Raw genomic sequence first — 26942 nt, forward strand, 5'->3', positions numbered from 1 at the left:
CTGCCACATGGCCCGTCCGCCGTTCCGGTGAACGGGCCATCTCGCGGGTCGTCGAGACTGAAACGTTCACGGGTTTCCCGGACCTGCGCGGTCATCGTCGACCGGCTGACCTTCAACGGCGCGATCATCCAGACCGGCGCCGAGTCCTACCGCCTCGCCCACACCAAAGCCCAGCCCCGGCCGAACGCGCCGCGGCTGACCCGGTCGCTTCCTGGTGCGGGATCAGTCCTTGCGTCCCGTCGCGGCCACGGTGACACCGAGGCCGATCATCGTGAGCCCGCCGACTCCTCCGACCAGGGAGAGCCGCTGAGGCGAGCGGGCAAACCAGTCCCGTCCGGTTGCCGCGATCAGTCCCCACAGACTGTCGGAGGCCACTGCGATGATGTTGAAGACCAGCCCGAGCAGCAGCATCTGAACTACGACGTGCCCCTGAGCGCGGTCGACGAACTGCGGCAGCACAGCAGCGAAGAACACAATGGTCTTGGGGTTGGCCACACCGACAGCGAACCCCTCCCACAACGTGCGCAAGCCGCCCTGCGCGGCTTTGTCAGCAGTGAACGCGGCCTGCAGCGAGCCACGTTGCCGCCAAGCCTTGACACCCAGATACACCAAGTAGGCGGCACCGGCCAGTTTCAGCACCGTGAAGACAAGGACCGAGCGCTCCACGATCGATCCGACCCCGAGAGCCACCGCCACGATGAGCACGTAGGCGCCCAACGTGTTCCCCACGACGGTGGTCAGCGCCGCGCGGCGCCCCTGCGCCAACGCCCGCCCGATCACGAACAGCACACTGGGCCCGGGGATCACGATCAGCAGGAATGACATAGCCGCGAAGGCAAGCAACCGCTCAGCAGACACCATGACGCCCATGTAAGCACGGGCCAGGTTCGCCCCTCAGCCCCTTTTCACTTGTGCAGAACTGTGCAGAGCCCGGAACCGAACCGTGCCCCCGTTCTTCGCACCCGGCCCTCACCAGCACGACCTGACCCTGCGGGGAGTGTCCACGAGCCCGGCCGCCCGCCAGAGCCGGACTCGTGCCATGAGACCACCCAGACGAGCTCCAGCAACGACCCCAACTTGGCGTCACGAACATGTAGTCTATGAATCGTCGCAGTTCAGAGCATGCATCCGAGCTCCTGCGGTCGGTAAAGGTCGCTGGCAGCAGCGGCCACACGAAGGACTGCGCAGCCCGTTCCTACCGGGCCGGCCGATGTCTCCCAATGACGCATACGCCCTGCTGGTCTCCCGCACCGACTACCTGCCCATGCCACTGAGCGGCCCCGACTACTTGGAACTGCTGCCAGCACTCTGGCGTTCGGTGAACGACTACGGCATCCGTGTCGACCACCGCACCTACAACTGTCCCGGGCTGAACCCACTGCGGCGCCGCTCCTCAGGAGTGACCGCCAAGGGCGGACTCTGGGAGGTCCATTACGACCCCTACGACCTGTCTCAGATCTGGGTACGCGACGCGCGCACCGGAGAGTGGATCACGGTTCCGTGGACACACCGGCACCTGGTCTCCGCACCGTTCGCGGATTTCACCTGGCGCCGGGCCCGGGACCTGCTCGCGATGCGGGGCCAGGACGACACGAACCAAGCCGCTGTGGCCGCCGCAGTCGACCAGTTGCTGACGCGGGCGGAAAGCGGGCCGGACCGCCGAATCGCGGCCCGCACCCGCGCCGCCCTGGAGCCCGCGCGGTCCGTCCCTGCATTGCCGCCGGCACCGGCTCCGGAAGACGCCGAGGACGAGACCACCGTCCTGGAGCAGCCGTCGAACGTCATTCCCTTCGGCGTCTTCGACGCCTTCACCGACGGGAGCCGCCTGTGAGCGAGGCTCCGCCACCGGACATCGCCAACCCGCAGATGTCACTGACCACGAAGGAAGGCTGGCGGGCGTTCGTCGACGAGAACCCTGATCCCCCGCCGCCGCTCCCGTCCGGCACCGTTCTGGACGAGGACGAGCTGGAGTCCTGCAGGGAAGCGCGGATCGACTACCACACACGATCCGTCATCGTGAATACCCCCACGATCCGTGGCGTCGTCACCACGGGCCGCAAACGCATCGTGCTCAACCGGCATCAGGTCTCCGCCCGTCGCGGCCTGATCGTGTCCGGTTCGGCCGGCACCGGCAAGACCACAGCGATCACCCAACTGGGCGAGAACGTCGAACAGATCACCCGGCGGCGCAACCCCACCGCCATCGGCGGACTGCCGGTTGTCTTCGTCACCGTTCCCCCGGCGGCCACCCCGAAGATGCTCGCAGGCGAGTTCGCCCGATTCCTTGGCGTCCCGCTGGAGCACCGCATGAGCCAGGTCCAGATCACCATCGCTGTCTGTGACCTGCTCGGCAAGCTCGGCACCACGCTCGTCCTGGTCGACGAGATCCACAACCTCGACCTGACCACCCGCAACGGAGCCGAGGCATCCGATCAGCTGAAGTACCTCTCGGAACGCATCGCGGCCACCTTCGTGCTTGCTGGTCTCGATGTCGAGACCAGCAGCCTGTTCCAGGGCACACGCGGACAGCAGATCGCCGGCCGCTACACGGTCATCCCGTCCCGGCCCTTCGGCCACAAGAACCGCGCGGACAAGGAGAGCTGGCAGGCCCTGGTGGTGACCATGGAGGACTCCCTGCGACTACACGCCCATCGTTCCGGCACCTTGGTCGCCATGACCGATTACCTCCACGAGCGCACCGGCGGGCTGATCGGCAGTCTTTCCCAGCTCATCCGAGAAGCCGCAGTCGACGCCATCGACAGCGGCGCGGAAAAGATCACCAAGCGCATGCTCGACGAGATCGAGCTCGACCACGCCGTCCAGAAGACCCGGCCCGATCGCCCCCGTGCCAAGTACGCCCGCAGGCCGAAGGCGGCCTGAGTAATGGAGCCCTGGGAAGCCCCGGTCCGGCTCCTGCCCCTTCCTCTGCCGCCGGTCCACGGGGAGGTCTTCGGCTGGTATCTGCACCGCCTCGCCGCCGCCAACCACGTGACGTCGGGCCAACTGGCGAAAACTCTGACGCCCTTCAAGAACGCGCTGATCGGCAAGCGGACGGACACGTTATGGCGCTGGACTCCGATGGTTCTGCCGCGGCTGGCACTCCTGACGGGTCTCACTCACGAGACTCTTCGGATGCTGTTGCCAGCGATCTCCCGGATTGAGGCGCGTACCGGAGGCGAGGTGATTCGCTACCGGCGGCGTCTCTACGTCGCGTGCTCGCACTGCATGCACCGCCGTGGAATCACCGGACCAGTCCTCGCGCATCGCCCCGCCGATCTCCAGCTATGCCGCCGACACGGCATTTGGCTCGACGGCAACCGCCAATACCGCGTCGGCCACCTTCCAGAACTCGTCACCGCTCAGCACCGGCACCAGCGAATCGCCCGACGCTTCCCCGACACCCTGGAAGCAGCGACAAAGGAAGCGCAGCACATGGTCCGATCCTGGCTTCTGAACAAGAAGCAGCCCCACCTGCTCTCACGCTGGAACGACCATCTCGCTCAGCTACCTCCCAAGGAGGCTGTCTACGAGAACATCATCAGGCGACGCGTCGACGAGCGGGAGTACATCGCGACCTACCCGGAGTTCGTGACCATGCTCGGCATGGTGGCTGACCCTGCTTGGCGAGCACGACGGGCGCCTCGCCGATGGGCGAACCTCAACCAGCACCGGCGCACAATCAACACTGTCTACGCAGAAGCCGAGCGCCGGCTCAACGTCCCCTCTCTCCGCGAGAAGCGTCACTCCCACACCTTCTCCAACGACGCCCTCTTCCGCTGGACCGACTCATTGGGGAGATCACTAATGCTGGTGATGACGCCGGAGGACCACAACGCCCTACGAGATGATTCCCAGTGGAACTGAGAAGCCTCAGGCCAGAACCTTTCGGCCGGGCAGAACTACTGGGACGGCCCCACCTCACGCCCGAACAGGCTCATCGCTGTTCAGATCCACTGGGCCCTCCACGCTCCGAAGTGTCCCGGCCGAAATGACAAGGCGCAGATCAGGGGCACCTCATCGACTCAGGTCTTTTGGGAACGGACAACGACAGTTGGCACCTGGCCACGCTGGTTGGCATCGCCCTCGCTCATCTGTGCCAAGATTCGAGGGTGGATATGACCGACGTCACGCGTGCGATCGCGGCTGCGACTTCGGTCGCCGCATCGCTCGACCTGCCAGCCAACGATGCAATCGTTCTCCACAACTCGAACAAGCTGGCACTACGGCTGACGCCATGCGACGTCTTTGCCCGGGTCGCCCCTGTGGGACAAGAGGTTGCACAGTTCGAAGTCGATCTCGCTCAGCGGCTCACCGAGGTCGGATGCCCGGTGTGTCCCTTGGAGCCTCGGGCGGACCCGCGTGTGTACACGCGCGATGGCTTCGCAGTGACGCTGTGGACCTACTACGAGCCCGTGACACCTCACACCTCACCAGTCGACTACGCCAAGGCTCTGGAGCAGCTGCACGCCGGCATGCGCAAGGTCGATGTGCCGAGCCCGATGTTCACGGACCGGATCACGGAGGCGGAAGAAGTTGTCGCCGACCCGGATCGCTCGCCGGAGCTCACCGACGCGGACCGCGTGTTCCTCAGCGGCAGGCTGGCAAGCCTGCGACGAGCGATCGACGACCGCGGCGCCGTGGAGCAGCTGCTCCACGGCGAGCCGCATCCAGGCAATGTGCTCAGCACGAAGAACGGCCCGTTGTTCATCGACCTTGAGACGTGCTGCCGTGGACCCGTCGAGTTCGATCTCGCCCATGTTCCCGAGGCGGTCTGCGAGCACTACCCAAGCGTTGACCAAGGGCTGCTGGACGAGTGTCGGCAGCTCGTTATCGCGATGGTCGCCGCGTGGCGCTGGGAGCTTGGCGACCAGTTTCCGAATGGGAGGCGATTCGGAGAGGAATTCCTGCGCTTGCTGCGCGAGGGTCCTCCTTGGCCGACACTCGACACAGTGACCGGGCGACTGGATGGTCTGTAGAAATCGCCGAAGGTCACGTGAAAGCGGCAAGGAACCAAGCGACGAGACTGTCGCCGTTGCAACCCCATGCGCGCCGGCCTCGCTGCCGCGCTGAACCATGGCGCCGGTGCCAACAAACGTGGCAATTCATTACAGATGCCAAGAATCTTGGCCAGACGGTGCCAACTATCGTGGCCAGGCTGTTGGGAGCCCAGGTCACACAGCCCGATTAGTGCCAACTATCGTGGCCCGGCACACCTCTCGTGACCCGGCACGCCGGCCGTGTCCGCGGGAATCCCCGCCGGCGGAACCGAGTTGCCCGCTGTGACGACGATTGCCACGGGGGACCGCGGTCCCCCGCAGGGGAGGGAACGGGAGCCGATGAGCCTTCGTCAGTTCGAGTACGCCCTGGCCGTTGCCGAGGAGGGCTCGGTGACGGCGGCGGCGGAGCTGCTGCACGTCGCTCAGCCGTCGGTGTCCCAGCAGATCCGCGGCCTGGAGCGGGAGCTCGGCGTGGAACTGTTCGCCCGCACGCCGACCGGACTGGTGCCCACCGTGGTCGGCCGCGCGTTTCTGCGGGAGGCGGAGGTCGCGGTGAGCGCGGCGCGGCGGGCGAGGGCGACGGCGCGGGCCGGTGCCGATGAGCTGGTGGGCGAGTTGGTGGTCGCGGTGCAGATGGGCTTTGGCACGCGGCAGCTGCCGGGCGCGCTGGGCGCTCTGCGTCGCCGCTTCCCGCGGCTGGAGGTCACCGTCTTCGAGGAGCCCAGCTCCGCCGAGCTGGAGCGGCTGGGGCGCCGGGGCGTGCTGGACCTCGCCCTGATGGCGGCGTGCGAGCAGAGCCCCGCCGACGCCCACCTCCTCGGCGCCGAGGAGTTCGTCGTGGTGCTGGGCGCCGGACACCGGCAGCTCGCCGCGGACCGGGTCGAGCTGCGCGAACTGGAAGGGGAGCCGTGGGTGCGGTTCGACCGCGACAGCGCGCTCGACGGCGTGCTGCTGGACGTACTGCGGAACAACGGGCTGGCCCCGGCCACGGCCGCCCGCGTCTCCCAGACGGCGACGGCCGTGCGCTGGGCCGCCCACGGGCTGGGAGTGACGCTCGTCCCGGCCTCCGCGGTGCCCCACGGTCACGAGCACCTCGTGCGCCCGGTGTTCCCGGTCGTGTCCCAGCCCGTCATCGCCGTGGTCCGGCCCGGCGCGGGCCCGGCGGAGACGGCCCTGCTCGAATTCCTGCGTCGGGAGACCTGGTCCGGGTCCGCTTCCTTCTCACCGGTCTCCTGAATTCCGGGAAGGAGTCGGGCACCGCAGAATTCTTTTTTCCGAAACCGGACCGGCATTCCAGTATTACATCGACGTCAGGCGTCAGGTGTCAGCCCCTGGGGAATTCACCGCCGTCCACGACGAGATTGCTCCCGGTCAGCCAGCTCGCCCGGTCGGACACGAGAAACAGCACCGCGTGGGCGATGTCGTCGGGCCGACCGTCGCGCCCCAGCGGCACGGTGATGTCGTTCCGGCCCTGTGACGGGTCCAGGCGCGCCCACTGCTCACGCGTTGCTTCGCCGCCGGGGGTGGCGACCCTGCCGGGAGTCACGGTGTTGACCCGGATTCCGAACGGGGCCAGCTCCGCGGCCAGCCCCCGGCTGTAGTTCTCCAGCGCCGCCTTCGCCGCCGTGTAGTGCAGGAACGGTCCCACCGGGGTCCGGACCGCGGCCGAGGAGACGTGCACGATCATCCCCGAACGCCGTTCCCGCATTCCCGGCACCAGCAGCGAGTCCAGCCGCACCGACGCCAGGAAGTTCAGGTCCAGCGCGTCCTGCCACTCCTCGTCGGGGATGGCCGACGCGCCCTCGTGCGGTCGCGCCCCACCCGCGTTGTGGACCAGGACATCCACCCCGCCGAACACCTCCTGCGCGGCCGTGGCGAGCGCCTCCGCTCCTGCCCGTGTCCGCACGTCGGCCTCCACGAAGGTGGCCCCCTCCGGCACCGTGCTCGTCGCCGACCTGGCGGTCGTGAGCACCTCGGCGCCCGCGTCCAGGAGCCGGCGTACGACGGCCGCTCCGATTCCACGAGAACCACCCGTGACCAGGGCCCGCTTTCCCGTGAGTTCTCGCGTTCCCGATCCGTTCTCGAACGTGGTCATGCCACCGGTCCTCTCGATCGCGTAATGATCCGCTCGACGGAAAAATGATCGACGTGCGCAGAGCGCGAATCTTCCAAGAATTCGCGGTGAGCACCTCGTCGAGCTGTTTCACGGTACGTACGGAAAGGAACGAGAGGCAAAGACGAAATGCCAGCACGCGCTATAGCGAATTCCTATGGCATCCCGGCACGTCACCTGGCCTCCGGCACACCGCCGGGTTGCCGTCCAGCGCCTCGTCCCCCCGTCTCCCAGCGATCCATCCACATCGGCCAGCACGGGCGGAAGAGCAGTCGGTGCCCCGATAGTTGACCTTCACCTTGGGGAAAGCCACAGCATCGACGGGCCGGGCGATGTGCTCGGCATGAGGAGGAGCGAGCATGGGGCTGCTGACCATCGGGACGTTCGCGAAGGCGTCCCGCCTGTCGCCGAAGGCGCTGCGTCTCTACGACGAGCTGGGACTGCTGACCCCCGCTCGCGTCGACCCGGTGAGCGGCTATCGCCTGTACGAACCGGAACAACTCGACCGGGCCCGGCTGGTCGCCTGGCTCCGGCGCCTGGGGATGCCCCTGGCCCGCATCCAGCACGTCTGCACGCTGGAGTCGGCCGCGGCCGCCCAGGAGATCCGGGCGTTCTGGGCCCAGGTCGAGGCCGACACCGCCGCGCGGCGGGACCTCGCTTCCTTCCTCATCGACCATCTGTCCTGGAAGGACCCCACCATGTCTCCGACCGCCAAGCCCCTGGGAATCCGTTACGCCGCCCTCTCCGACACGGGCCTCGTCCGCGAGAGCAACCAGGACACCGCCTACGCCGGGTCCCGTCTGCTCGCCGTCGCCGACGGCTACGGCAGCGCAGGAGCCCCGGCCGGCGCGGCCGCCATCGACGCGCTCAAGCGCCTCGAAACCGACAGCATTCCGGCCGGGGATCTCCTCAATGCCCTCGAAGACGCCGTGGAGCAGGCCAAACAGGCCGTCAACGGCGTCGCCGGACCCGGCTCGCCCGAAGAGGCCGGCACCACACTCACCGCGATGCTCTGGACCGGCTCACAGCTGGCCCTCGTCCACATCGGCGACTCCCGCGTCCACCTCCTGCGCGACGGAGAGCTGTTCCAGATCACCCACGACCACACCATGGTGCAGTCGATGGTCGACGAAGGACGTCTCACCCCGGAGGAAGCCGCCTCCCACCCGCAGCGGGCTCTGCTGATACGAGCCCTGGGCCAAGGAGCCGATGACACCCACGACATGCGCCTCCACGACGCCCGGCAGGAGGACCGGTACCTGATCTGCTCCGACGGTCTGTCGACCGTCGTACGGACGGAGGAAATCCGACGGGTGCTCTCCGAGATCAGGGAGCCCGAGCAGGCCGTCCGCGAACTCATCGCCCTCGCCAACGGCTCCGGCGGCCCCGACAACGTCAGCTGCGTGGTCGCCGATGTCGTGGAGCTCCAGCAGTAGGAGCGAGCGGCACGCACTTCGAGCACCGGATCCGCGGGTGAACGATCGCGCTGCCTACGGTCGGGCGGGGCACCGACCGTAGGCAGCGTGATCGTTCCCCCGGTCGCGCTCGCACGCGGTGCCGGTCACGGGCAGGGTGCGGCCGAGCAGACAGTCGTCGATCGCCTTGTCGGCACCCTCTTCTCGGCACCGCGATCCCGCACCACCCTCGGTAGCCACTTTTTTGTGGGTACTTGGCGGCGGCCGACAACGCGGCGAACCTGGTGAGGGGCGGCCGGAGGGCTGCCTGATCCGGGCGGGACACGGGGGTGGCTAGGCGATGAGTCAGGAGGACGACCGGCCCTCGGTGAGTTTCTCCAGACGGCGGTGGCCCCAGTCGGAGAGGGGCGCCAACGCCTCGGAGAGGTCCCGGCCGAACGCGGTCAGGGAGTACTCGGTCTTCAGCGGGAGCTCGTCGTACACCTCCCGGTGCACCAGTCCGTCGAGCTCCATCTCACGGAGCGCCTGAGTCAGCACCTTCTCGCTGAGACCCGGCACCTGCCGACGCAGCTCGCCCGGACGGTGCGGGCCGGATTCCAGCAGCCAGAGCAGAGCCGTTTTCCACTTTCCGTCGATCACAGCGATCGCGGCGGTCACCCCGCACACATTCGGGTCCTGGGCACGACTGCGCACCATTTCCGCCCCCCCTTCTTTCGCTGATCACCCATGCCTATACGGGAGTTGAACCATGCCCTCACACACCGAGCAGTCCGCCGTCACCGTACTCGGCCTGGGGCCGATGGGCCGGACCTTGGCAGGCGCGTTCCTCGATGCCGGCCTGCGGACCACGGTCTGGAACCGGACACCGGACCGGGACCGGGAGCTCGTCCAGCGCGGCGCCGTCGGCGCCCGGTCGGCCGAGGAGGCGGTCGCCGCGAGCCGGCTGACCGTGGTCTGTGTGGTGAACTACGACGCCGTGGACGCCGTTCTGCGGCGCGACGCGGTCGCCGACGCCCTCAAGGGCCGTACGGTGATCAATCTGACCGCCGACACCCCGGCCCGCGCCCGGGACGTCGCGGCGTGGGCGGCGGAGCACGGGATCGACTATCTGGACGGTGCGATCATGACGCCGACCACGACCATCGGAACACCGGCCGCGGTCCTCATCCACAGCGGCCCGCAGGAGCTCTACCGCGAGCACCGGCCGGTACTGGACGCACTGGGCGGCACCCATACCCATCTCGGCGAGGAGATCGGCCGGGCCGCGGCGTACGACATCGCGCTGCTCGACATCTTCTGGACCGCGATGGCGGGCTATGCCCATGCCCTGGCGGTCGCGCGGGCGGAAGGGATCACCGCGCGGCAGCTGGCCCCGTTCGCCAAAGGCATCGGCGCCATTCTCCCGCCGATCTTCGAGGAGACCGCGGCGGACGCGGACGACGGAAGGTTCCCCGGTGACGGCAACCCGCTCACCTCCGCCGCGTCCTCCATGGCCCATATCGTCCACGCCTCCGAGGCCCACGGCATCGACGCCGCCGTGATGCGCGCGGCCGAGGGCCTGGCCCGACAGGCCATCGGCCACGGTCACGGCGCCGACGGATTCCTCCGGATCACCGAGCTCCTGAGCCGCCGCTGAGGGAACGCCGCGCCGCGTCCGTCAGCGGTCGAGCGGCGTCAGGCCGAGCCGCTTCGGGCGTTCCGGGCCGGCCAGTACGTCGATGGCAACGATCTTCCCCGTCCATGACGGTGACGGCCATGACGGACAACGGCCGGCCACACGCCCGTCCGGGCAGGCTTTGCCCCGTCCCGGCACCAACGAGTGCGCCGACGGCCCGACCACGACCGGCAGAGGCGCGCCCCCTGGGTAACGTATGCGGAAATATCCCCATGCCGGAGACGGATCCCCATGGATGACGACGTGGACGACGGCGTGGACGACGGCGACGCCCGCTCCGCAGGCCGAGGCGAGAACGCGGCCGCGGGACCCGCGGCGCGGGGGCGTGGCCGCGGGCGCGGACACGAACTCGCGCGCGGCGGTGCCTCGGTGGTGCCGAGGACCGCCGTGATCGCGGGTGGCGGAGCGCTGGCGGTCTGGGAGCCCGCGTTCACGCTCGGCGCCTACGACGTCATCTTCTACTACCAGATGCTCACGCTCTGGGCGGTGTCGACAGCCGTGCTGCTGGCCGGCTTCCTGATGCGCGAGCGCGGGCCGCGCCACGGCTGGATGTACTGGGCCTGCCTGGCGCTGCCCAGCGCATGGCTCGTCCTCGCCGCCGTCGTGCCACGCAGCGGCAACTGGCAGGGCGAGGCGCTCTTCCTGATCGGCGGCATCATCAGCGTCATCGGCACCCCGCTGTTGACCTGGGTGCTCCTCCAGCTCCTGCTGTTCGGGGAGTCGGAACTCTCCGCCCATCAGCGGAGGACGGTCATCGGTGTCGTCGCGCTCGTCGGCACACTGGCCTTCCTGCTCGGCCAATTCAACGGTGTCTTCCTCACCTGCGGAGACTTCGACATCAGCGGCAACAGCGTCCCCTCCGGATGCAGACCGGGCCACGCCTCACCGCTCGGCTGACCCGTGCCGGCGTTTGGGCCGGGGCGGCGGCCCGTACGCCCGCACCAGGGCGTTGCGCACGGCAACGCGTCCGGCCGCCCGGAACGCCCCTCGGTGGGAGTCGACCTCGTGCACCTTGATGCGCCGCAGAACGACCGCCACCGCGACGGCCGTTGCGGGCTCCCGGTCGGCGAGAGCGGCCAGCTCCTCGCGCACCCCCTCGATGAAGCCCTCGTGGAACGAGGCGGTCTCCTCGGCCGGCAGGCCCTTGACCGACGCACTGTCGGCGGCCTCGAACTCGACCCCTTCCTCCCAGGGCTCGAAGTCCGCGACGACCTGCGCGAAGTCGGAGGGGCAGCTGCTCTGACGTGCGTACGTGGCCTGCACGTCCCGGATCGGGTGAGGCGGGAAGACTCTGGTTCCGGGGCGTGGTTCGAGGGCCATCGGCCCACGGTAGCCGAGGCCGGAATGAATGCCGGAATGAATGAATGTGACGATCCGGTACTCCGGGCGCGATGCTGCCCCCATGACCTCCTCACAGATCGACCCGACCCCCGACTCCGGTCCCACGCCCACCACCAGCACCTCCGGCCCCGGCGTCTTCGAACTGGGCGGCGCCGTCACCATCCCGCGGCTCGGCTTCGGCGCGATGCAGCTGCCGGGGCGGTGGAGCGGGCCGGCCGGTGACACGGCGAAGGCCGTGGCCGTGACGCGGCGCGCCGTCGAGCTCGGGGCGCGGTACATCGACACCGCCGCCTTCTACTTCTCCCCCACCCACCGGGCCAACGACCTGCTGCGCGAGGCGCTGTTCCCGTATCCCCCGGACGTCACCATCGCCACCAAGGTCGGCCCGCTGCGGGACGAGACCGGTGAGATGTACGCCGAGGCCCGCCCCGACCAGCTGCGCGGGGAGGTGGAGCGGAATCTGGAGTCCCTGGGGGTCGACACGCTCGACCTGGTGCATCTGCGGGTGGGGCGGCTGGGCTCGGACGTCGCCGATCCGATCGGCGAACGGTTCGCCGTACTGGCCGCACTGCGCGAGGAAGGGCTGATCCGGCAGCTCGGCATCAGCAATGTGACGAGCGGGCAGCTCGCGGAGGCCCGGTCGATCGCGCCGGTCGCCGCCGTCCAGAACCGGTTCGGCGTGCTCGACCAGGCCGACGCCGCGCTCGTCGACGAGTGCGCGGACGCCGGTATCGCGTACATGCCGTTCTTCGCGCTCGGCGGCGGCCGCACCGAACTCGCCGACGAGAACCTCCGGAAGGTGAGCGAGCGGCACGGCGCGACGGCGTACCAGGTGGCCATCGCGTGGGGCCTGGCCCGCTCACCCGCGATCGTGCAGATCCCCGGCACCGCTTCGCTCGCCCACCTCGAGGAGAACATGGCCGCCGGGCGGCTGGCCCTCGACGAGGACGACATGGCGCTGCTCGGGCGTCGCGGCTAGGGGCTTTCGTTCGAATCGTGCCGGATCGGGCTGGATCGTGCCGGGCGCCCGCGCCCCGACCTGATCCGGCCCGTCCTGGACGAGAGCCCTGGACGGCCCGCAGGATGCTCATGGAGGTCGGGGCTGGTTCCGCACGCGGACTCGGTCGACGTGATTCCCGGAGCACCGCCCCGGCCTACGATCGCCGCACGATCTCAGAGAGGCAGGCACGACATGAAGGTCCTGATCGCCGGAGGCGCGGGGTACATCGGCAGCACGATCGCGTCCGCCTGCTCGGACGCCGGGATCACCCCCGTCGTCCTCGACAACCTGGTCACGGGCCGACGGGAGTTCGCCCAGGGGCGGGCCTTCCACGAGGGCGACATCGCGGACGGCCCCCTGATCGACCGGGTCTTCGCCGAGCACCCGGACATCGACGCCGTCGTCCACTGCGCGGCACTGATCGTGGTCCCGGAATCGGTCGCCGACCCGATCGGGTACTACCGGGCGAACGTGGCCAGCAGCCTGGAGTTCGCCGGCCATCTGCTGCGCAACGGCTGCACCCGCATGATCTTCAGCTCGTCCGCCTCCATCTACGCCGCCGGTGCCGATCTGACGGTCGACGAGGACTCCCCCATCGAGCCGCAGAGCCCGTACGCACGCACCAAGGCGGTGTGCGAGGCGATGTTCGCCGACATCGCCGCCTCCCAGCCGCTCCGGGTGCTGTCCCTGCGCTACTTCAACCCGATCGGCGCGGACCCGAAGATGCGCACCGGATTGCAGCTGCGGCGCCCGAGCCATGCCCTGGGCAAGATGATCCAGGCACAGGAGGAGGGTGTTCCGTTCCAGGTCACCGGGACCGACTACCCGACCCGCGACGGTTCCGGCATCCGGGACTACGTCCATGTCTGGGACCTGGCCGCCGCGCATGTGGCCGCGCTCGGTGCCTTCGACGCCGTCCTCCCGACGGCCGGCTCCACCGTCATCAACCTGGGCACCGGAACGGGCACCACCGTGCGCGAACTCCTCGACGCCTTCAACGAGGTGATCGACACCCCCGTGGCCGCCGTGGACGCCGGAGCCCGGCCGGGCGACGCGGCGGGGGCGTACACCCGGAGCGACCGGGCGGAGCGGCTGCTGGGATGGCGTCCGAGGTACTCGCTGACGGAGGGCATCCGCCATTCCCTGGAGTGGGCCGCCGTACGCGAGGACGTGCTCGGCGGCTCCGCGTAGGCCCACGGCGGCTCCGTACGCCCGCCGGGGAGCACGGGACAGCCCTTAGGATCCGCCCATGGCTATCGACCCCGGCTACACCTGCTCCTGCTGCGGCGAACACCACGCGGAACTCCCGATGGGGTACTCGACCATGGCACCCGATGTCTGGGACGCGAGCCTGGAGAGCGACCCCGACAGCATGCTCTCCACCGACCAGTGCATCGTCAGGCACGAGCACTACTTCATCAAGGGCCTGATCGAGATACCCGTGTTCGGGAGCGAGGAGCCGTTCTCCTGGGGGGTCTGGGTCTCGCTCAGCCGGGAGAACTTCGCCCGCGCCCTCGATGTGTGGGAGACCCCCGGCCGCGAGTCCGAGCAGCCGTACTTTGGCTGGCTGAGCACCGAGCTGGGGCTGTACTCGCCCCGCACGACCAACCTCAAGACGAACGCCCACACCCGCCCGATCGGCAGGCGCCCCCGCATCGAGCTGGAGCCCACCGACCACCCGCTCGCCGTGGAACAGCGCACCGGCATCACCCTGGACCGGGTACGGGAGATCGCCGAAGCGGTGCTGCACGCCGACGACGTCCGGGCCTGAGCACCCCGTCGGGACCCGTTGCTACCGCTGTTCCCCGAGCCCCGTCCGCAACTGCACGAAGGCGAGTTCGGCCGATTCGACCGCGTCCGCGTACACCTCGTCCGCGCTCTCCCCCGCGTCGATCCGCCGCCAGTTCTCCAGGGCCAGGATGCGCAGTACGGCGATGATCTGGCCTGCGGCCAGCCTGTCCCGCACCCGGTCGCCCAGCGCACGGGCGAGTGCCGCCTCCGAGCGGCTCTGATAGGCGTACAGGCGGGCCACCAGGGACGGCGTCCCGTACAGGAGGCGCTGGTACGCCAGCACCTGCGGCACATCGCAGAGCCCGGTGACCGGGTCGCCCCGCTCCAGGCCGTCGAGGAAGTTGCGGCGCAGGGCGTCCAGGGGGGATTCGGTGTCCGCACGGGCGGCGACCACGCGGGCCGCCTCGTCCTCGTGGTCGGCGAACCGGTGCAGGACCAGGTCCTCCTTGGCCGGGAAGTACCGGAACAGTGTCGGCTTCGAGATGTCGGCCGCGGCCGCCACCTCCGCCACCGAGACCTTGTCGAAGCCCCGCTCCAGGAACATCGCGATCGCGGCTTCGGAGACCGCCTGATAGGTCAGCCGCTTCTTCCGCTCCCGCAGACTCATCTGCTCGTTCCCGGGCTTCTCTCCGTCCATGAGCATGAAGCGTACGCCCCCGGCTTCAACCGGACTTGACCTCCGGGAGGGGTCGCACGCGCCCCCGACCAGCCGGGAACCGACAACTGGAGCGACGCAATCCGCATGTGTGAGGTGGTGACCGGGACAAGCCACGTTGACATCGGCTCCGACGGGCGGCGGGGACCCCTCAGAGCCTGTCGGGTGACCTTCGATCGCCCGATCAGAGGTCACCCGACAGGCCCTCAGGCCCGGGACCGCGCCCGCGCCTCCACCAGGACCTCGATCCCGTCCAGCACCCGTTCCAGCCCGAACCTGAATTCGTCGTCGGGCTCGCGCGGCGCCCCCAGCACCTCGGACTCCAACAGCCGGGAGAGCGACGGATGGCGTACCGGGTCGACGAGCCGGTTCAGGGTGCGGGTGTATCCGTCCGTCACCTCCTGCGCCGGGATGCCGCGCGCTTCCACGGCGGCCACGAGATCCCCCATCAGCAGCGCCTCGTTCCGTACGAAGCCGCTGACGAGGAGGATCACGGAGACCTCCTCGCCCGCGTCCAGGCCGGTGCCTTCGAGGGCCTGGAGGCCCTGCTCCCACCAGGCGACGGAGTTCGGGCTGGCGGGCGGGCCCGAGACGGGGATGCGGAGCATCCACAGGTTGCGGTGGAAGACCCGGCGCTGCGCCCACGCCCATTGCGTGAGCGCCTCCCGCCAGCCGGCCCCGCTCTCCAGTGCGGGCAGCGGGGGCGGCGGGCCCATCGCCGCCTCCTGCATCAGGACGTACAGCTCGCCCTTGGCGGAGACGTACCGGTAGAGCGACATCGTCGAGGCCCCCAGGTCCTTGGCGACCCGCCCCATCGACACCCCACCGAGCCCCTCGGCCGCCGCCACCGCCACCGCGGCGTCCACGATGCGCGCCAGGCTCAGCCCCGGCTTCGGTCCCTTGACCGGCCGCGCCCGCAGCCCCCAGGCGGCCTCGATACTGGCCGGCAGGCCCGTACCGCCCGGCGAGTCCTTCTCTTCAGTCACCTGAACCCCCACCTTCCCTCGATCCCATCCTAGATATGCGTACCACGTACACAATTTCGTGCACTACGCACACGGGGAGGCCGGTCGAGGAGCGGTGGCGATGCGGGGGTTCGACGGGAACCGGTTCCTCAGAACACGTCCGGGCACCAGGCCCGCCGCCCCGCCCGGAGCATCCCTTCCGCCACCGCCACCGCGCCCGGGGTGAGTTCCTCGACGCGCCCCAGGGCCGCCAGGCGGGCGGGGGACTCGTCGCCCAGATAGAGGGTGCCCAACTCCCGTACGTCCAGGGCGAGATCGGCGTCGGCCGTGGTGGGGGTGCAGATGGCGCCGGAGGCGGAGGCTTCGAGGCGGTAGCGGCCGGCGGTCAGGCCCGTGGCGTCATGGATGTCGAGAGTGAGCGTGCCGGGTACCGCGTAGGTGCGGGCCTCCAGGGCGCGTACGACGTCCAGGACGCGCACCCACAGCCAGTCCGCCTGGGTCACGACGCGGGCCGCGCGCGGGTCCGGGAGGAGGAGGGGCAGCAGGTCGTCGGGGGCGCGGTGGCCGGAGCGGACCGTGGTGATCCAGTCGATCGAGCAGACGAAGTGCCACAGCGCGCGCTCGGCGGCCGGGGTGACGGCGATCTGTCCGAGCACCGTGGCCCGGTTCAGCGGCTGCTTGGCGTCGTTCCAGTTGTCGTCGGCGCGGTAGGCGATCAGGCCGTCGGCCTCGCCGGCCGCGTTGCTGTAGACCGCGTAGAAGGGCTCCGTCCAGGTCTCGGGGCCGGGCCGGACCTCGCCGGTGTTCACTTCCCACCAGCGCGCGTCGCGGTTGATCACACCGTGCTGCCGGGCGCGCAGCCGGTCGTGGATCACCGGGCCCAGCTTGCGTACGTCCGCGCCGCTCACCAGGTCGATCCGGCCGCCGTCCTGCGCGGACGGGCCCGACCAGCGCGGGTCGAGACCCGCCCTCGGTACGTCGATCTCCCACTCGGTGGTCCAGGCCGCCGGGCCGAAACCGTACCGCCCGTAGATCGGGTACTCGGCGGCGATCAGCGTGGCGACCACGTCACCGCGCTCCTTCGCCGCCGCGAGGTCCGTGGCCATCATCCGGCTGAGCAGCCCGCGGCGGCGGTGCGTGGGCGACACCGTGACATTGGAGATCGCGTCGGCCGGCACCGCCGCACCGCCGACGACCGTGAGCTCCTGCGCGAAGGAACGGAACGTGGCCACGCACCGCCCGCCGTCGAACGCGCCCTGCGTGCGGGCGAGATCGGTGTGCGGAAGGCGCCGCTCCGCCTCCTGTTCCGTCCCCGTCGGCGCTTGCAGGAAACCGGTGTGCTTGGCGCGCAGCCAGTCGGGGAACTCGGCGGCGGTGATCGTACGGACGTCAAGAGCCATACGGACCACGCTAGGCACACGGCCCACCGGATGTCGCCCGGTTTTCCGCCGCCGCGGAACGGGCTGGTCAGAAGGCCGCCCGGATCTCGCCGACCTCCCCGCCACCGCCCAGCAGCGGCGCGTGTCCGATCCGGGAGACCACCGGGGTGTCGATGCCGAGCAGGCGCAGCGAACGGGCCAGTACCGGACCGAGCGCCCGCGTCGCACCGTCGTCGATCTTGAAGGCCAGCGCCCGGCCGTCCGCCAGCGCCACCGCCTGCACCGCCTCGGCGCCCATCTTGGAGAGCGTGCCCGGCACCTCCCGCATCAGCCAGGTGTCGGGGCGACGGGTTCCGGCCACGTACTCGGGGTGGGCCCGCATCGCGTCCCCGACCCGGCGCTCCGCCGTCCCGGGCTCCGCCAGCACGAAGGAACGGAAGGCCCGCGCCAGGCCCACCAGGCTGATCGCCATCAGCGGCGCCCCGCACCCGTCCGTACCCACCGCCGCGACCGGCTCGCCGGCCGCCTCCTCGACGACCTGGTGGACCAGCTGCTGGAGCGGGTGCGACGGGTCGAGGTAGGACTCCTGGTCCCAGCCGTTCGCCGCACACACCGCGAGCATCGCCGCGTGCTTGCCGGAGCAGTTCATGGTGATCCGCTCCCGGACGTGGCCCGCGGCGAGATACGACTCCGCCTCCGCCGGGTCCAGCGGCAGATCGGGCGGGGTCTGCAGATCGCCGGGCGTCAGTCCGTGCTCGGCGAGCATCGTGCGGACGAGTTCGAGGTGGAAGCCCTCGCCGGAGTGGCTCGCGGCGGCCAGTGCCAGCCGCTCCCCGGACAGATCGAGCCCGGCCCGCAGCACGGCCGCGGCCTGCATCGGCTTGTTGGAGGAACGCGGGAAGACCGGCGCCGTCGGGTCGCCCAGGGACCGCTCCACGCTGCCGTCGGCGGCCAGGACGACCAGCGAACCCCGGTGACGGCCCTCCACGAAGCCGGACCGTACGACCTCGGCCAGGACGGGGAGAGCGGGGGATATGGCGGATGGGGCGGCGGGGGCGGCGCTGGAGGTCATGGTGGCCTTCCGGGGGCGGGCGGAACCCGCCCCCGGAAGGGTCGCTTCAGGCGAGCAGGTCGTCTACTTGTGCTTCACCGTCACGGTACCTGCGGGCGATCTCCGCGCTGCAATCGTCCGTGGTGCGTTGCAGCTGGTGACGGCGGCGGGACACCTGCTGTTCGTAGCGGACCAGGCGCCCCATCGCGGTGTGCAGCTCTTCGTCCGTACGGGCGTCGAGGTCGGAGAGTTCGACCTCGGCGAGCGTCTCGGCGGCCAGCCTGCGGTACTCGTCGCTGCGCGGCGTGGTGAGCGTGACGTGCCGGGCGGAGGAGCGGTGCAGGGACGGGGTGTCGGCGAGGATCTCCGAGAGCCGGTCCACCACCGGTGTCTCCGGATCCAGCCGCCGGGCCAGTTCGGCCCGCAGGATGTCGATCCGGCCCTGGACGAGCCGGCGCACATAGCTGAGGTCGGCCTCGTCGCGCTGCGCATCGCGGCGCAGTGTGCGCAGCTCGGGCAGCCGCAGGGCGCCCAGCTCGGGCAGCGGCCCGGCGGACAGGCCGTCCTCCGGACCGCGACCGGTTCGCTGCACGGGTGGGCGCATGATGCTGGTGCTCGTGCTGGTGCTGGCGCCGGTACGCGTGACCGGTACGGCGCCGGGGGACTGCCCGGTTCCATAGGTGCTCATGCTTGTGTCCATCCCCTCGACCGGTGCGTCGGCACACCGCCTTCCGAGCATGGTGCCACTCCAGTGGGCCCTGTGGGGATGCTCTGTACCCGTTCAGCCCAAGATAGGTTGGTCTGTATGCGTGCAGTGATACAGAGGGTGGACGGCGCGAGCGTCACGGTGGCCGACGGCGCGGACGGGTCGGGCGGGCCCGAGATGGTCGGCGAAATCGTCGGCGAAGGGCTGTGTGTGCTGGTGGGAGTCACCCACGGGGACACCCAGGAGAAGGCGGCGCAGCTCGCCCGCAAGCTCTGGTCGCTTCGCGTCCTGGAGGGCGAGAAATCCTGCTCCGACGTGAATGCACCACTTCTGGTGATTTCGCAGTTCACTCTCTACGGGGACGCCCGGAAGGGCCGCAGGCCCACCTGGAACGCCGCGGCGCCCGGCGAGGTCGCCGAGCCTCTGGTCGACGAGGTGGTGGCGCAGCTTCGGGCGCTGGGCGCGCAGGTGGAGACGGGCCGGTTCGGAGCGGACATGCGCGTCTCGCTCACGAACCACGGCCCGTTCACCGTCGTCGTCGAGGTCTGAACCGGCCCGGTCACGACACGGGACGCCCTACGGCTCGACGACCGTCTCCTGGGCCGCGGCCGTGTCCCCCGCGAGCAGTTCGGCGTCCACCGCGACGTTCCGCTTGACCAGGGCCAGCGCGATCGGCCCCAGCTCGTGGTGGCGGGCGGACGTGGTGATGAAGCCCAGCTGGCGCCCTTCGGCACCGTCCGCGGCGAGCCGTACCGGCGTGCCGTGTCCGGGCAGCAGGACCTCGCTGCCGTCGAGGTGCAGGAAGACCAGCCGGCGCGGCGGCTTGCCCAGGTTCTGCACCCGGGCCACCGTCTCCTGGCCGCGGTAGCAGCCCTTCTGGAGGTGTACGGCGGTGCCGATCCAACCCAGCTCGTGCGGGATGGTGCGGTGGTCCGTCTCGAAGCCGAAGCGCGGGCGGTGCGCCTCCACGCGCAGCGCCTCGTACGCCAGGATGCCGGCCACCGGGCCGTGCGCCGCCGCGTACTCCTCCAGGTCGGCGCGGGGCAGGAACAGGTCCCGGCCGTACGCCGTCTCCCGTACCGTCACGCCGTCCGGGACCTCCGCGATGGAGCCGGCCGGCAGATACACCACGGCGAAGTCCTCGGTGCGGTCGGCGACTTCGACCCGGTAGAAGAACTTCATGGACTCCAGGTAGGCGACGAGGTCGCCCTGGGTGCCCGGCTCGGCGTGCATCCACACGGTCTCGCCGTCGTCGACGAGGTAGAGGGCGTGCTCGATGTGCCCGTTGGCGGTGAGGATCAGGGCCTCGGTGGCCTGGCCCGGGGCGAGTTCACTGACGTGCTGGGTGAGCAGGAGGTGCAGCCAGGCCAGCCGGTCGCTGCCGGTGACGGTGACGACGGCGCGGTGCGAGAGGTCGACGAGGCCGGAGCCGTCGGCGAGGGTGCGCTGCTCGCGGAACAGGTCGCCGTAGTGCGCGGCGACGCCTTCGTCGCGGCCTTCGGCGGGGACGGCGCCGGGCAGGGACAGCAGGGGGCTCTTCATGCGACCAGCGTACGACGCGGTATGAACAACGCGGTCCGGGAGCCCTCGGCCGGCCGCCGGCCGGCTCCTGCTCGCCCTACGGCTTGGGACCGGCCGCTTCGGCGGACGTCCCGTCCGCGTCCTCGGACGCCGCCTTCGCCGTGCACCCGGCGCAGCGGCCGAAGATCGCGAAGTGCTTCATGTCCGTCTCGAACCCGAAACTGCTCTGCAGCTTCGCGGTGAACTCGGCGACGACATCGACATCGGCCTCGATGACGTCCGTGCAGTCGCGGCAGACCAGATGGATGTGGTGGTGACGGTCGGCCAGGTGGTACGTGGGCGCCCCGTGTCCCAGATGGGCGTGGCTGACCAGCCCCAGCTCCTCCAGGAGCTCCAGGGTCCGGTAGACGGTGGAGATGTTCACGCCGGACGCGGTCCTGCGCACCTCGGAGAGGATGTCGTCGGGCGTCGCGTGTTCCAGCGTGTCGACGGCTTCCAGGACAAGCTGCCGCTGCGGCGTCAGCCGATAGCCGCGCTGCCGGAGATCGGTCTTCCAGTCGGTGCTCACCACACGCCCAGTGTAGGACCGGGTGAGCACCTGTCCGCTGCTGTGTGCCGGCGGAACCCGTGAGCCGGTGGGCTACTTGAAGAAGGCGATGCCGTCGTCCGGCAGGTCGCCGAGGCTCTTCGCCATCGCCTCGACCTCTTCCGGGGTGACGACCTTCTTCAGGTGCGCCGACATGTACGGGCGCAGCTCCACCTCGGGGGTGGCCTTCTCGCCGACCCACATCAGGTCGCTCTTCACATAGCCGTACAGCCGCTTGCCACCGCTGTACGGGCCGGAGGCCGCGGTCCGGGCCACCGCGTCGGTGACCAGGTCGATCTGCGGCTTCTTGTCGGCCAGCTCGCCGTACCAGATCTCGATGACGCCCTGGTCACGGGCCATGACGACCTCGACCTTGCGGTCCTTGTCGATGCGCCAGTAGCCGGACTCCGACTCCAGCGGCCTGACCTTCTCGCCCTCGGCGTCGAGCACCCAGCTGTGCGAGACGTACTCCAGGAAGTCGCGGCCGTCGTGGCTGAAGGTGACTTCCTGGCCGAAGTTGCACTGCTCGGCGCCGGGGAAGTCGGAGACACCCGCGCCCGCCCAGTTGCCGAGGAGGAAGGCCAGCGGGACGAGGTCCGGGTGGAGGTCGGACGGGATCTCGATCATGAGCGGCTCAGACGATCTGTGAGGTGGGGGTGGCTGCGGACGTGACACATCGGATGCGAGGTGTCACGTTGTTGTGACGGGGCACCCGCGCGAGGGGAGGCGGGGCGTGCGCGGAGTGGTCAGCGCTGACCCTGGTAGAGCTTCTTCACGGTCACGGCGGCGAAGGCGAGAACGCCGACGCAGACCAGGACCAGCAGGGCGGAGAAGAATGCCTCAAGCACGGGAACTCCTTGCAACGAGCGTTATGGCAGCAGTACGGGGCCGGGCCCCAGCCTAATGGGTTGGGGCCCGGCCCGCCGGTCCGGGGCTTGGCCGGGCCCGCCCCACCCGACGATTACAGTTCGGCGTATGCCGAAGAAGCTCGTGATCAAGGTGACCGCAGGTGCCGACTCCGCCGAGCGCTGCTCGCAGGCGTTCACGGTGGCCGCGGTCGCCGTCGCCAGTGGCGTGGAGGTCTCGCTCTGGCTGACCGGGGAGTCCTCCTGGTTCGCGCTGCCGGGACGCGCCGCCGAGTTCGAACTGCCGCATGCCGCGCCGCTGCCGGATCTGATCGAGTCGATCCAGGCGGGTGGCCGGATCACCCTGTGCACGCAGTGCGCGGCCCGCCGCGACATCACCGAGCAGGACGTCCTGGAGGGCGTACGGATCGCCGGTGCGCAGGTCTTCGTCAGCGAGATCATGGCCGACGGCGTCCAGGCCCTCGTCTACTGATACCGACGAGGGGCGACGCGCCCGCGGAGGGGCGCTACCGCCGTTTCTTGCCGTCGAGCTCGTCCCACCACTCGTCGGACTTCGGGTCGCCGGACGGGTCGTCCCACCAGCGGTCGTCCGGCCCCCGCCGGTTGGCGACCATGGCCGCGACGGGCGGGATGACCATCGCCACGACGCACATCGCTATCGCGGCGGGCATCGACCACAGCCTGACGAAGGACCATGCCGATACGAAGAGGACGATGCAGCCGCCCATCATCAGGAAATAGCCGCGACGGCGTCGCGCGTACATGACTCCAGGGTAGGCCTCACCGCCGCCCGCGCGAACGGCTCGGACCTGCCCGGACGGCACGAAGGGCCGTACCCCGTCCAGGAAGGCGTCCAACCCCCTGGGGCACGGCCCTTCGGCCGGTCCGTGTCGCGGCACGCGGGCCGCGGCGGGAAGCGCAGGAACCGGGCCCTGCCCGGTCCCGGCACGCCCTAGACGGCGATCGCGACCTCGGAGAGGCCACCGGTCTGCGCCACGACCGTGCGGTCGGCGCTGCCGCCCGGGACGAGGGCGCGCAGCGTCCAGGTGCCCTCGGCCGCGTAGAAGCGGAACTGTCCGGTCGCCGAGGTCGGGACCTCGGCGGTGAACTCGCCGGTCGAGTCCAGCAGGCGCACGTAACCGGTGACGGGCTCGCCGTCGCGGGTCACGCTGCCCTGGATGGTGGTCTCACCGGGCTTGATGGTCGAAGCGTCGGGGCCGCCGGCCTTTGCTCCACACATGGTGTTACGTCCTTCTGGGTCGGGGGTCGTGCTGGTCCGGGTCGTGCGGAGTTACTTGTTGGCGCCGAGCTCGATCGGCACACCCACGAGGGAGCCGTACTCGGTCCACGAACCGTCGTAGTTCTTGACGTTCTCCTGGCCGAGCAGCTCGTGCAGCACGAACCAGGTGAGCGCGGAGCGCTCGCCGATACGGCAGTACGCGATGGTGTCCTGCGCCAGGTCGACCTGCTCGGCCTCGTAGAGGGCCTTGAGCTCGTCGTCCGACTTGAAGGTGCCGTCGTCGTTGGCGTTCTTCGACCACGGGATGTTGCGGGCGCTCGGCACGTGGCCGGGGCGCTGGGACTGCTCCTGGGGGAGATGCGCCGGGGCGAGCAGCTTGCCGCTGAACTCGTCGGGCGAACGCACGTCGACCAGGTTCTGGTTGCCGATCGCCTTCACGACGTCGTCGCGGTAGGCGCGGATCGACTCGTCCTGCGGCTGGGCCTTGTACTCGGTGGCCGGGCGGGACGGGATCTGGTCGCCGTCGACCAGGTCGCGGGAGTCGAGCTCCCACTTCTTGCGGCCGCCGTCGAGCAGGCGGACGTCCTGGTGACCGTAGAGCTTGAAGTACCAGAACGCGTAGGACGCGAACCAGTTGTTGTTGCCGCCGTACAGGACGACCGTGGTGTCGTTGCCGATGCCCTTCTCGGACAGCAGCTTCTCGAACCCGGCCTGGTCGATGAAGTCGCGGCGGACCGGGTCCTGGAGGTCCTTGGTCCAGTCGATCCGGATCGCGTTCTTGATGTGGTTCTTCTCGTACGCCGAGGTGTCCTCGTCGACCTCGACGAGAGCGATCTTCGGGTCGTCGATGCGGGCCTCGACCCAGTCGGCGTCTACCAGGACGTCACTGCGGCTCATTCTGTTCTCCTCCGGGGCAGTCTGCGGCGAGATGATGCGAGACGGTGCGTGATGCGGGTGTACGGGCGCGCGGCGTGCGGCACACGTACAACGGCGATCGGGATGGGCCCTGACGTCGGTCCGAGGGCCGGGGGGAATGCGGGGTGCCGAAGGCTCCCGCTCAGACAGTGCGACAGAGCATGGCGGCGACGCGGCACAGGTCCACTGCCCGCCGCTTCGTGAGATCCGCCCGTCCCCGCTGCGGGAGACCGCCAATAGAGCACTGCATGGGACCGATCGTAGGGAGGTACGGGCGGACATGTCACCGCCGTGTCGAATCCTGAGACGCGATCGTCCGTCATGCGAGATGGGAAGAGGATCGGGACGCCCCCCGCACCGCTCCCGTGCCGTCGGCGGGCATCAGCCATCTACGGATCGGACACGGCCGTCTCAATATGTGGCGCGTCCAGGCGTCGAGGCATGCGGCGGGCGGGGCACGGTCCGGGCTCTTGCCTCAACCCGCGAGCTGCACGTCCGTACCCGTGACCGAGATCTCCAGGCCGTCGGCGGTCGGCTGGATCCTCTGGAGCTTCAGACCGCTCGGCAGGCCGCCGACCTCCCGGTCGAAGTCGGTCTTCTGGCGCACCATCCCCTCCAGGCCGGGGACGCCCGCACCGGGCACCTTGTCCGCGTGCACCCGGAGGGTGTGTCCGTCGACGAGGGTGACGGTGGAGAGCACGCTGCGCGAGATCGGGCGGCCGAGGATGTCGACCGTGCCGGTCACCTTCACCTTGTTGTTGCCGCCGTACTCGACGGCGACGCCGTCGCTGGCGGCCTCGGTGAGGTCCTTGTACGAGATGACGGCGGTGCCCGTGGCTCGGGCGGCGGTGGCGCCGGCGTAGTCGTCGGCCAGCTTCACGTCGTGCAGCGCGGCGTCCATCCTGCTGATCCGGAGCCTGCGGCCGTTGGTGGCGGTCTCGATGCCGGTGATCTCGACATCGACCTCGTCGAACCGGCCCCCGGCGACCTGTGTCAGGAACGGGAATCCTTTGATGGAGACGTCCGTCGAGCCGATCGTGGCACCGGTGATCCGGATCCGCCCGGCCGCCTCCGACTCGGCGAAGTACACCGCCGCCCGGTCGACGGCGACGAAGATCCCGCCCAGGACCACCACGATGACCAGCAGTATTCGCAGTGCACGCATGCCCGCTCTTTCCCCCACCCTGCAATCCGGCCGGACCCCCGGGCGCCCCGCACGTCCACCGAACGTGCACGGCGCCCCGGGTGATCGACGAGCGGGCACCCCTCTTCGGTTCCCGGGGCGGTCCGGTCCCGCGCTACGAGATCGCGCGGCCGATCAGGTACACGGCGGGCGCCGCTGCGGTGAGCGGCAGCGCCACACCGGCGGTCATGTGGACGAAGCGCGACGGGTAGTCGTAGCTCGCCACCCGCAGCCCGATCAGCGCACAGACCCCCGCCGCGAGGCCGAGCAGCGCGCCCTTCGTGCCCAGGTCGGTGAGTGTCCCGGCCACGGCGCCGCCGCCGGCGGCGGCGAGCAGCGCCACCACGACCGAGGCCGGTCCGGGCAGCGGCACCGCGCGGACGAGCACCGCGACCGCGACGGCCACCGCGCCCACCGTCACCGCGTCCGGGACCGCCGCGAGGTGTCCGGCGGCCAGGACCGAGAGGGCGGCCGACGCGACGGTGGCCATCAGCCCCTGCATCCGCTCGTCGGCGCTCGCATGGCTGCGCAGCTGGAGGACCACGGTGAGCAGCACCCAGATGCCGAGGGTGCCGAGGATGGCGGCCGGTCCGTTCTCCCGGCCCGCGGCGAGCAGCGCGATGTCGGCGACGAGGCCGCCCGCGAACGCGAGCGCGATGCCCTGCCGGGCCGGCCACATGCCGTTGAGCCGGAACCAGCCGGCCGCGGTCACGGCCTGGAGCAGCACCAGCGGTACGGCCAGGGCGTACGGCCCGATCGCGGCGCCCAGGGCGAGCAGCAGCCCGAGTCCGGCGGTGATCGCGGCGGGCTGCTTGCCCGGCGCGATGATCGGCGAGCGGCCCTCGGCGCGGGCCCGCTGGGCGTCGGTGATGCGGCTGTTGCCCAGGGTGGTGGGGGCGCTGTAGCCGGCCGCGTCGTGCGCGGAGTCGGGGGGCGTGGCGCCTTGGGCGGGCCCGGCCGGCTCGGCGGCGGGGGCGGCAGGTGCCACCGGCGCCTCGGGCGGCAGCGGGTACGAGCCCGAGGCGCCCTGCGGCGACAGATGGGGCGGCAGGTAGGCGGTCTCGGCGGCGGCCGGAACGGGCTGCACGGGCTGGGCCGGCTGCGCGTGCTGGGCGGACTGGATGACCGGCTGGTACCGGGTGTCCCAGGTCTGGCCCTCCCACGTCTGCGCGACAGCGGGGTCGTGCGGACCGTGGGCCGTGGGCGCGGCGGGCTCCTGAGCGTAACCACCCGGCCAGGCCTGCCCGGGGCCCGCCTGCGGTGCCTGAGGTGCCTGGGGCCCCTGGTTCTGGTCGTACGCGCCCTGCGCCTGCTGCGGGGATCCGTACGACGGATATGAGGGCTGCTGACCGTACGGCTGCGCGCCGTAGGCCTCTCCTCCGTACGGCTGCGCACCGTACGGCTGCGCACCGTACGACTGGTCGCCGTACGACTGGTCGCCGTGTGCCTGCGGCTCCCGGCCGTCCGACGGGTCGTCGTGGCCCGGACCGTACCCGTGACGCGGGTCCTGTCCGTACGGATGCTGCTGATCGTTGCTGCTCAT

31 protein-coding genes and 1 pseudogene are annotated in these 26942 nt (G+C 70.2%); 14 read left to right on the plus strand and 18 right to left on the minus strand.

All coding sequences use genetic code 11. The features are described 5' to 3' along the window. Window positions 1-78: 78 nt before the first annotated feature. Window positions 79-174 (plus strand): annotated as a pseudogene (locus OG611_RS05815) (AAA family ATPase); the annotation flags it as partial. A gap of 48 nt (window positions 175-222) precedes the next feature. Here OG611_RS05815 and OG611_RS05820 read toward each other — a convergent pair. After that, a complete protein-coding gene (locus tag OG611_RS05820) occupies window positions 223-861 on the minus strand; it encodes a LysE family translocator (protein ID WP_266416201.1) in 639 nt (212 codons plus the stop codon). A gap of 349 nt (window positions 862-1210) precedes the next feature. Here OG611_RS05820 and OG611_RS05825 point away from each other — a divergent pair, with 349 nt between their 5' ends. From OG611_RS05825 to OG611_RS05845, 5 genes are all read left to right on the plus strand, one after another. Continuing rightward, window positions 1211-1831: a Mu transposase C-terminal domain-containing protein gene (locus OG611_RS05825; protein ID WP_266416203.1), complete on the plus strand. Its 621-nt coding sequence runs from the start codon at window positions 1211-1213 to the stop codon at window positions 1829-1831. After that, window positions 1828-2880 (plus strand): ATP-binding protein, encoded by a 1053-nt coding sequence (locus tag OG611_RS05830; protein WP_266416204.1) that lies wholly within the window; start codon window positions 1828-1830, stop codon window positions 2878-2880. The genes OG611_RS05825 and OG611_RS05830 overlap by 4 nt, the downstream gene beginning before the upstream one ends. Window positions 2881-2883: 3 nt before the next feature. Then, on the plus strand, window positions 2884-3864 hold the full coding sequence (locus OG611_RS05835) for a TniQ family protein (RefSeq protein ID WP_266416205.1): 981 nt from the start codon (window positions 2884-2886) through the stop codon (window positions 3862-3864). A gap of 251 nt (window positions 3865-4115) precedes the next feature. Further along, window positions 4116-4976 carry an aminoglycoside phosphotransferase family protein gene (locus tag OG611_RS05840; protein WP_266416206.1) on the plus strand — a complete coding sequence of 287 codons (861 nt, stop codon included), beginning with the start codon at window positions 4116-4118 and terminating at the stop codon, window positions 4974-4976. Between the two features lie 360 nt (window positions 4977-5336). Then, a complete protein-coding gene (locus tag OG611_RS05845; RefSeq protein WP_266416207.1) occupies window positions 5337-6233 on the plus strand; it encodes a LysR family transcriptional regulator in 897 nt (298 codons plus the stop codon). Window positions 6234-6321: 88 nt separating this feature from the next. On the opposite strand, the gene OG611_RS05850 is transcribed toward OG611_RS05845, so the two are convergent. Further along, window positions 6322-7092 carry an SDR family oxidoreductase gene (locus tag OG611_RS05850; protein ID WP_266416208.1) on the minus strand — a complete coding sequence of 257 codons (771 nt, stop codon included), beginning with the start codon at window positions 7090-7092 and terminating at the stop codon, window positions 6322-6324. A 377-nt stretch (window positions 7093-7469) separates the two neighbouring features. Between OG611_RS05850 and OG611_RS05855 the strand changes: the two genes are divergently transcribed. Then, window positions 7470-8546: a MerR family transcriptional regulator gene (locus tag OG611_RS05855; RefSeq protein ID WP_266416209.1), complete on the plus strand. Its 1077-nt coding sequence runs from the start codon at window positions 7470-7472 to the stop codon at window positions 8544-8546. A 324-nt stretch (window positions 8547-8870) separates the two neighbouring features. Here the strand turns inward: OG611_RS05855 and OG611_RS05860 are convergent, their stop codons facing one another. Further along, entirely contained in the window at window positions 8871-9221 is a 351-nt protein-coding gene (locus OG611_RS05860; RefSeq protein ID WP_266416210.1) for a helix-turn-helix domain-containing protein, read from the minus strand. Window positions 9222-9273: 52 nt separating this feature from the next. Here OG611_RS05860 and OG611_RS05865 point away from each other — a divergent pair, with 52 nt between their 5' ends. Both OG611_RS05865 and OG611_RS05870 read left to right on the plus strand, forming a co-directional pair. Next, a complete protein-coding gene (locus OG611_RS05865) occupies window positions 9274-10161 on the plus strand; it encodes an NAD(P)-dependent oxidoreductase (protein WP_266416211.1) in 888 nt (295 codons plus the stop codon). A 270-nt stretch (window positions 10162-10431) separates the two neighbouring features. Continuing rightward, window positions 10432-11097, plus strand: a complete 666-nt coding sequence (locus OG611_RS05870; protein WP_266416212.1) for a hypothetical protein — start codon at window positions 10432-10434, stop codon at window positions 11095-11097. Here the strand turns inward: OG611_RS05870 and OG611_RS05875 are convergent. After that, window positions 11083-11604, minus strand: a complete 522-nt coding sequence (locus OG611_RS05875) for a hypothetical protein (RefSeq protein ID WP_266416214.1) — start codon at window positions 11602-11604, stop codon at window positions 11083-11085. The genes OG611_RS05870 and OG611_RS05875 overlap by 15 nt on opposite strands. On the opposite strand from OG611_RS05875, the gene OG611_RS05880 reads away from it, so the two are divergent. The 3 genes from OG611_RS05880 (at window position 11603) to OG611_RS05890 (ending at window position 14312) form a co-directional block, all read left to right on the plus strand. Then, entirely contained in the window at window positions 11603-12520 is a 918-nt protein-coding gene (locus OG611_RS05880; RefSeq protein ID WP_266416215.1) for an oxidoreductase, read from the plus strand. The genes OG611_RS05875 and OG611_RS05880 overlap by 2 nt on opposite strands. A gap of 213 nt (window positions 12521-12733) precedes the next feature. After that, window positions 12734-13732, plus strand: coding sequence for a UDP-glucose 4-epimerase GalE (galE, locus tag OG611_RS05885; RefSeq protein ID WP_266416216.1), 999 nt, complete (start codon window positions 12734-12736; stop codon window positions 13730-13732). A 58-nt stretch (window positions 13733-13790) separates the two neighbouring features. After that, the gene (locus OG611_RS05890; RefSeq protein ID WP_266416217.1) at window positions 13791-14312 is read left to right on the plus strand and encodes a DUF2199 domain-containing protein; all 522 of its coding nucleotides are present in this window, start codon (window positions 13791-13793) and stop codon (window positions 14310-14312) included. Between the two features lie 21 nt (window positions 14313-14333). Here OG611_RS05890 and OG611_RS05895 read toward each other — a convergent pair whose 3' ends face one another. From OG611_RS05895 to OG611_RS05915, 5 genes are all read right to left on the minus strand, one after another. Beyond that, window positions 14334-14969, minus strand: coding sequence for a TetR family transcriptional regulator (locus OG611_RS05895; protein ID WP_266416219.1), 636 nt, complete (start codon window positions 14967-14969; stop codon window positions 14334-14336). Window positions 14970-15193: 224 nt separating this feature from the next. Next, window positions 15194-15973: a TetR/AcrR family transcriptional regulator gene (locus tag OG611_RS05900; protein WP_266416220.1), complete on the minus strand. Its 780-nt coding sequence runs from the start codon at window positions 15971-15973 to the stop codon at window positions 15194-15196. A gap of 128 nt (window positions 15974-16101) precedes the next feature. Then, window positions 16102-17352 carry a GNAT family N-acetyltransferase gene (locus tag OG611_RS05905; RefSeq protein WP_266416221.1) on the minus strand — a complete coding sequence of 417 codons (1251 nt, stop codon included), beginning with the start codon at window positions 17350-17352 and terminating at the stop codon, window positions 16102-16104. Between the two features lie 67 nt (window positions 17353-17419). Further along, window positions 17420-18403 (minus strand): asparaginase, encoded by a 984-nt coding sequence (locus tag OG611_RS05910; protein WP_266416223.1) that lies wholly within the window; start codon window positions 18401-18403, stop codon window positions 17420-17422. Window positions 18404-18449: 46 nt separating this feature from the next. Next, window positions 18450-19070 (minus strand): ABC transporter substrate-binding protein, encoded by a 621-nt coding sequence (locus OG611_RS05915; RefSeq protein WP_266416225.1) that lies wholly within the window; start codon window positions 19068-19070, stop codon window positions 18450-18452. 117 nt (window positions 19071-19187) lie between these two features. Between OG611_RS05915 and dtd the strand changes: the two genes are divergently transcribed. After that, window positions 19188-19637 carry a D-aminoacyl-tRNA deacylase gene (gene dtd, locus OG611_RS05920; protein WP_266416228.1) on the plus strand — a complete coding sequence of 150 codons (450 nt, stop codon included), beginning with the start codon at window positions 19188-19190 and terminating at the stop codon, window positions 19635-19637. 27 nt (window positions 19638-19664) lie between these two features. Here the strand turns inward: dtd and OG611_RS05925 are convergent, their stop codons facing one another. The 3 genes from OG611_RS05925 to OG611_RS05935 all read right to left on the minus strand — a co-directional run bounded on the left by OG611_RS05925 (window position 19665) and on the right by OG611_RS05935 (window position 21822). Next, window positions 19665-20630 (minus strand): folate-binding protein YgfZ, encoded by a 966-nt coding sequence (locus tag OG611_RS05925; protein WP_266416230.1) that lies wholly within the window; start codon window positions 20628-20630, stop codon window positions 19665-19667. A gap of 76 nt (window positions 20631-20706) precedes the next feature. Beyond that, on the minus strand, window positions 20707-21180 hold the full coding sequence (locus tag OG611_RS05930; RefSeq protein WP_266416233.1) for a Fur family transcriptional regulator: 474 nt from the start codon (window positions 21178-21180) through the stop codon (window positions 20707-20709). Between the two features lie 69 nt (window positions 21181-21249). Further along, window positions 21250-21822: an FABP family protein gene (locus OG611_RS05935; protein ID WP_266416236.1), complete on the minus strand. Its 573-nt coding sequence runs from the start codon at window positions 21820-21822 to the stop codon at window positions 21250-21252. A gap of 348 nt (window positions 21823-22170) precedes the next feature. Between OG611_RS05935 and OG611_RS05940 the strand changes: the two genes are divergently transcribed. Further along, window positions 22171-22533: a DsrE family protein gene (locus tag OG611_RS05940; protein ID WP_124717294.1), complete on the plus strand. Its 363-nt coding sequence runs from the start codon at window positions 22171-22173 to the stop codon at window positions 22531-22533. A 34-nt stretch (window positions 22534-22567) separates the two neighbouring features. Here the strand turns inward: OG611_RS05940 and OG611_RS05945 are convergent, their stop codons facing one another. The 6 genes from OG611_RS05945 to OG611_RS05965 form a co-directional block, all read right to left on the minus strand. Next, complete coding sequence (locus tag OG611_RS05945; protein ID WP_266416239.1) at window positions 22568-22825, minus strand: DUF3099 domain-containing protein; 258 nt, start codon at window positions 22823-22825, stop codon at window positions 22568-22570. A 188-nt stretch (window positions 22826-23013) separates the two neighbouring features. After that, window positions 23014-23301: a DUF1416 domain-containing protein gene (locus tag OG611_RS05950; RefSeq protein WP_018490348.1), complete on the minus strand. Its 288-nt coding sequence runs from the start codon at window positions 23299-23301 to the stop codon at window positions 23014-23016. Window positions 23302-23352: 51 nt separating this feature from the next. Next, entirely contained in the window at window positions 23353-24198 is an 846-nt protein-coding gene (locus tag OG611_RS05955) for a sulfurtransferase (RefSeq protein ID WP_266416241.1), read from the minus strand. 160 nt (window positions 24199-24358) lie between these two features. After that, a complete protein-coding gene (locus OG611_RS40875; RefSeq protein WP_350983699.1) occupies window positions 24359-24466 on the minus strand; it encodes a putative leader peptide in 108 nt (35 codons plus the stop codon). A 225-nt stretch (window positions 24467-24691) separates the two neighbouring features. After that, complete coding sequence (locus OG611_RS05960) at window positions 24692-25381, minus strand: DUF2993 domain-containing protein (protein WP_266416243.1); 690 nt, start codon at window positions 25379-25381, stop codon at window positions 24692-24694. A gap of 133 nt (window positions 25382-25514) precedes the next feature. After that, the gene (locus OG611_RS05965; RefSeq protein WP_266416245.1) at window positions 25515-26942 is read right to left on the minus strand and encodes a hypothetical protein; all 1428 of its coding nucleotides are present in this window, start codon (window positions 26940-26942) and stop codon (window positions 25515-25517) included.

The sequence above is a fragment of the Streptomyces sp. NBC_01363 genome, assembly GCF_026340595.1.
GTDB lineage: Bacteria > Actinomycetota > Actinomycetes > Streptomycetales > Streptomycetaceae > Streptomyces.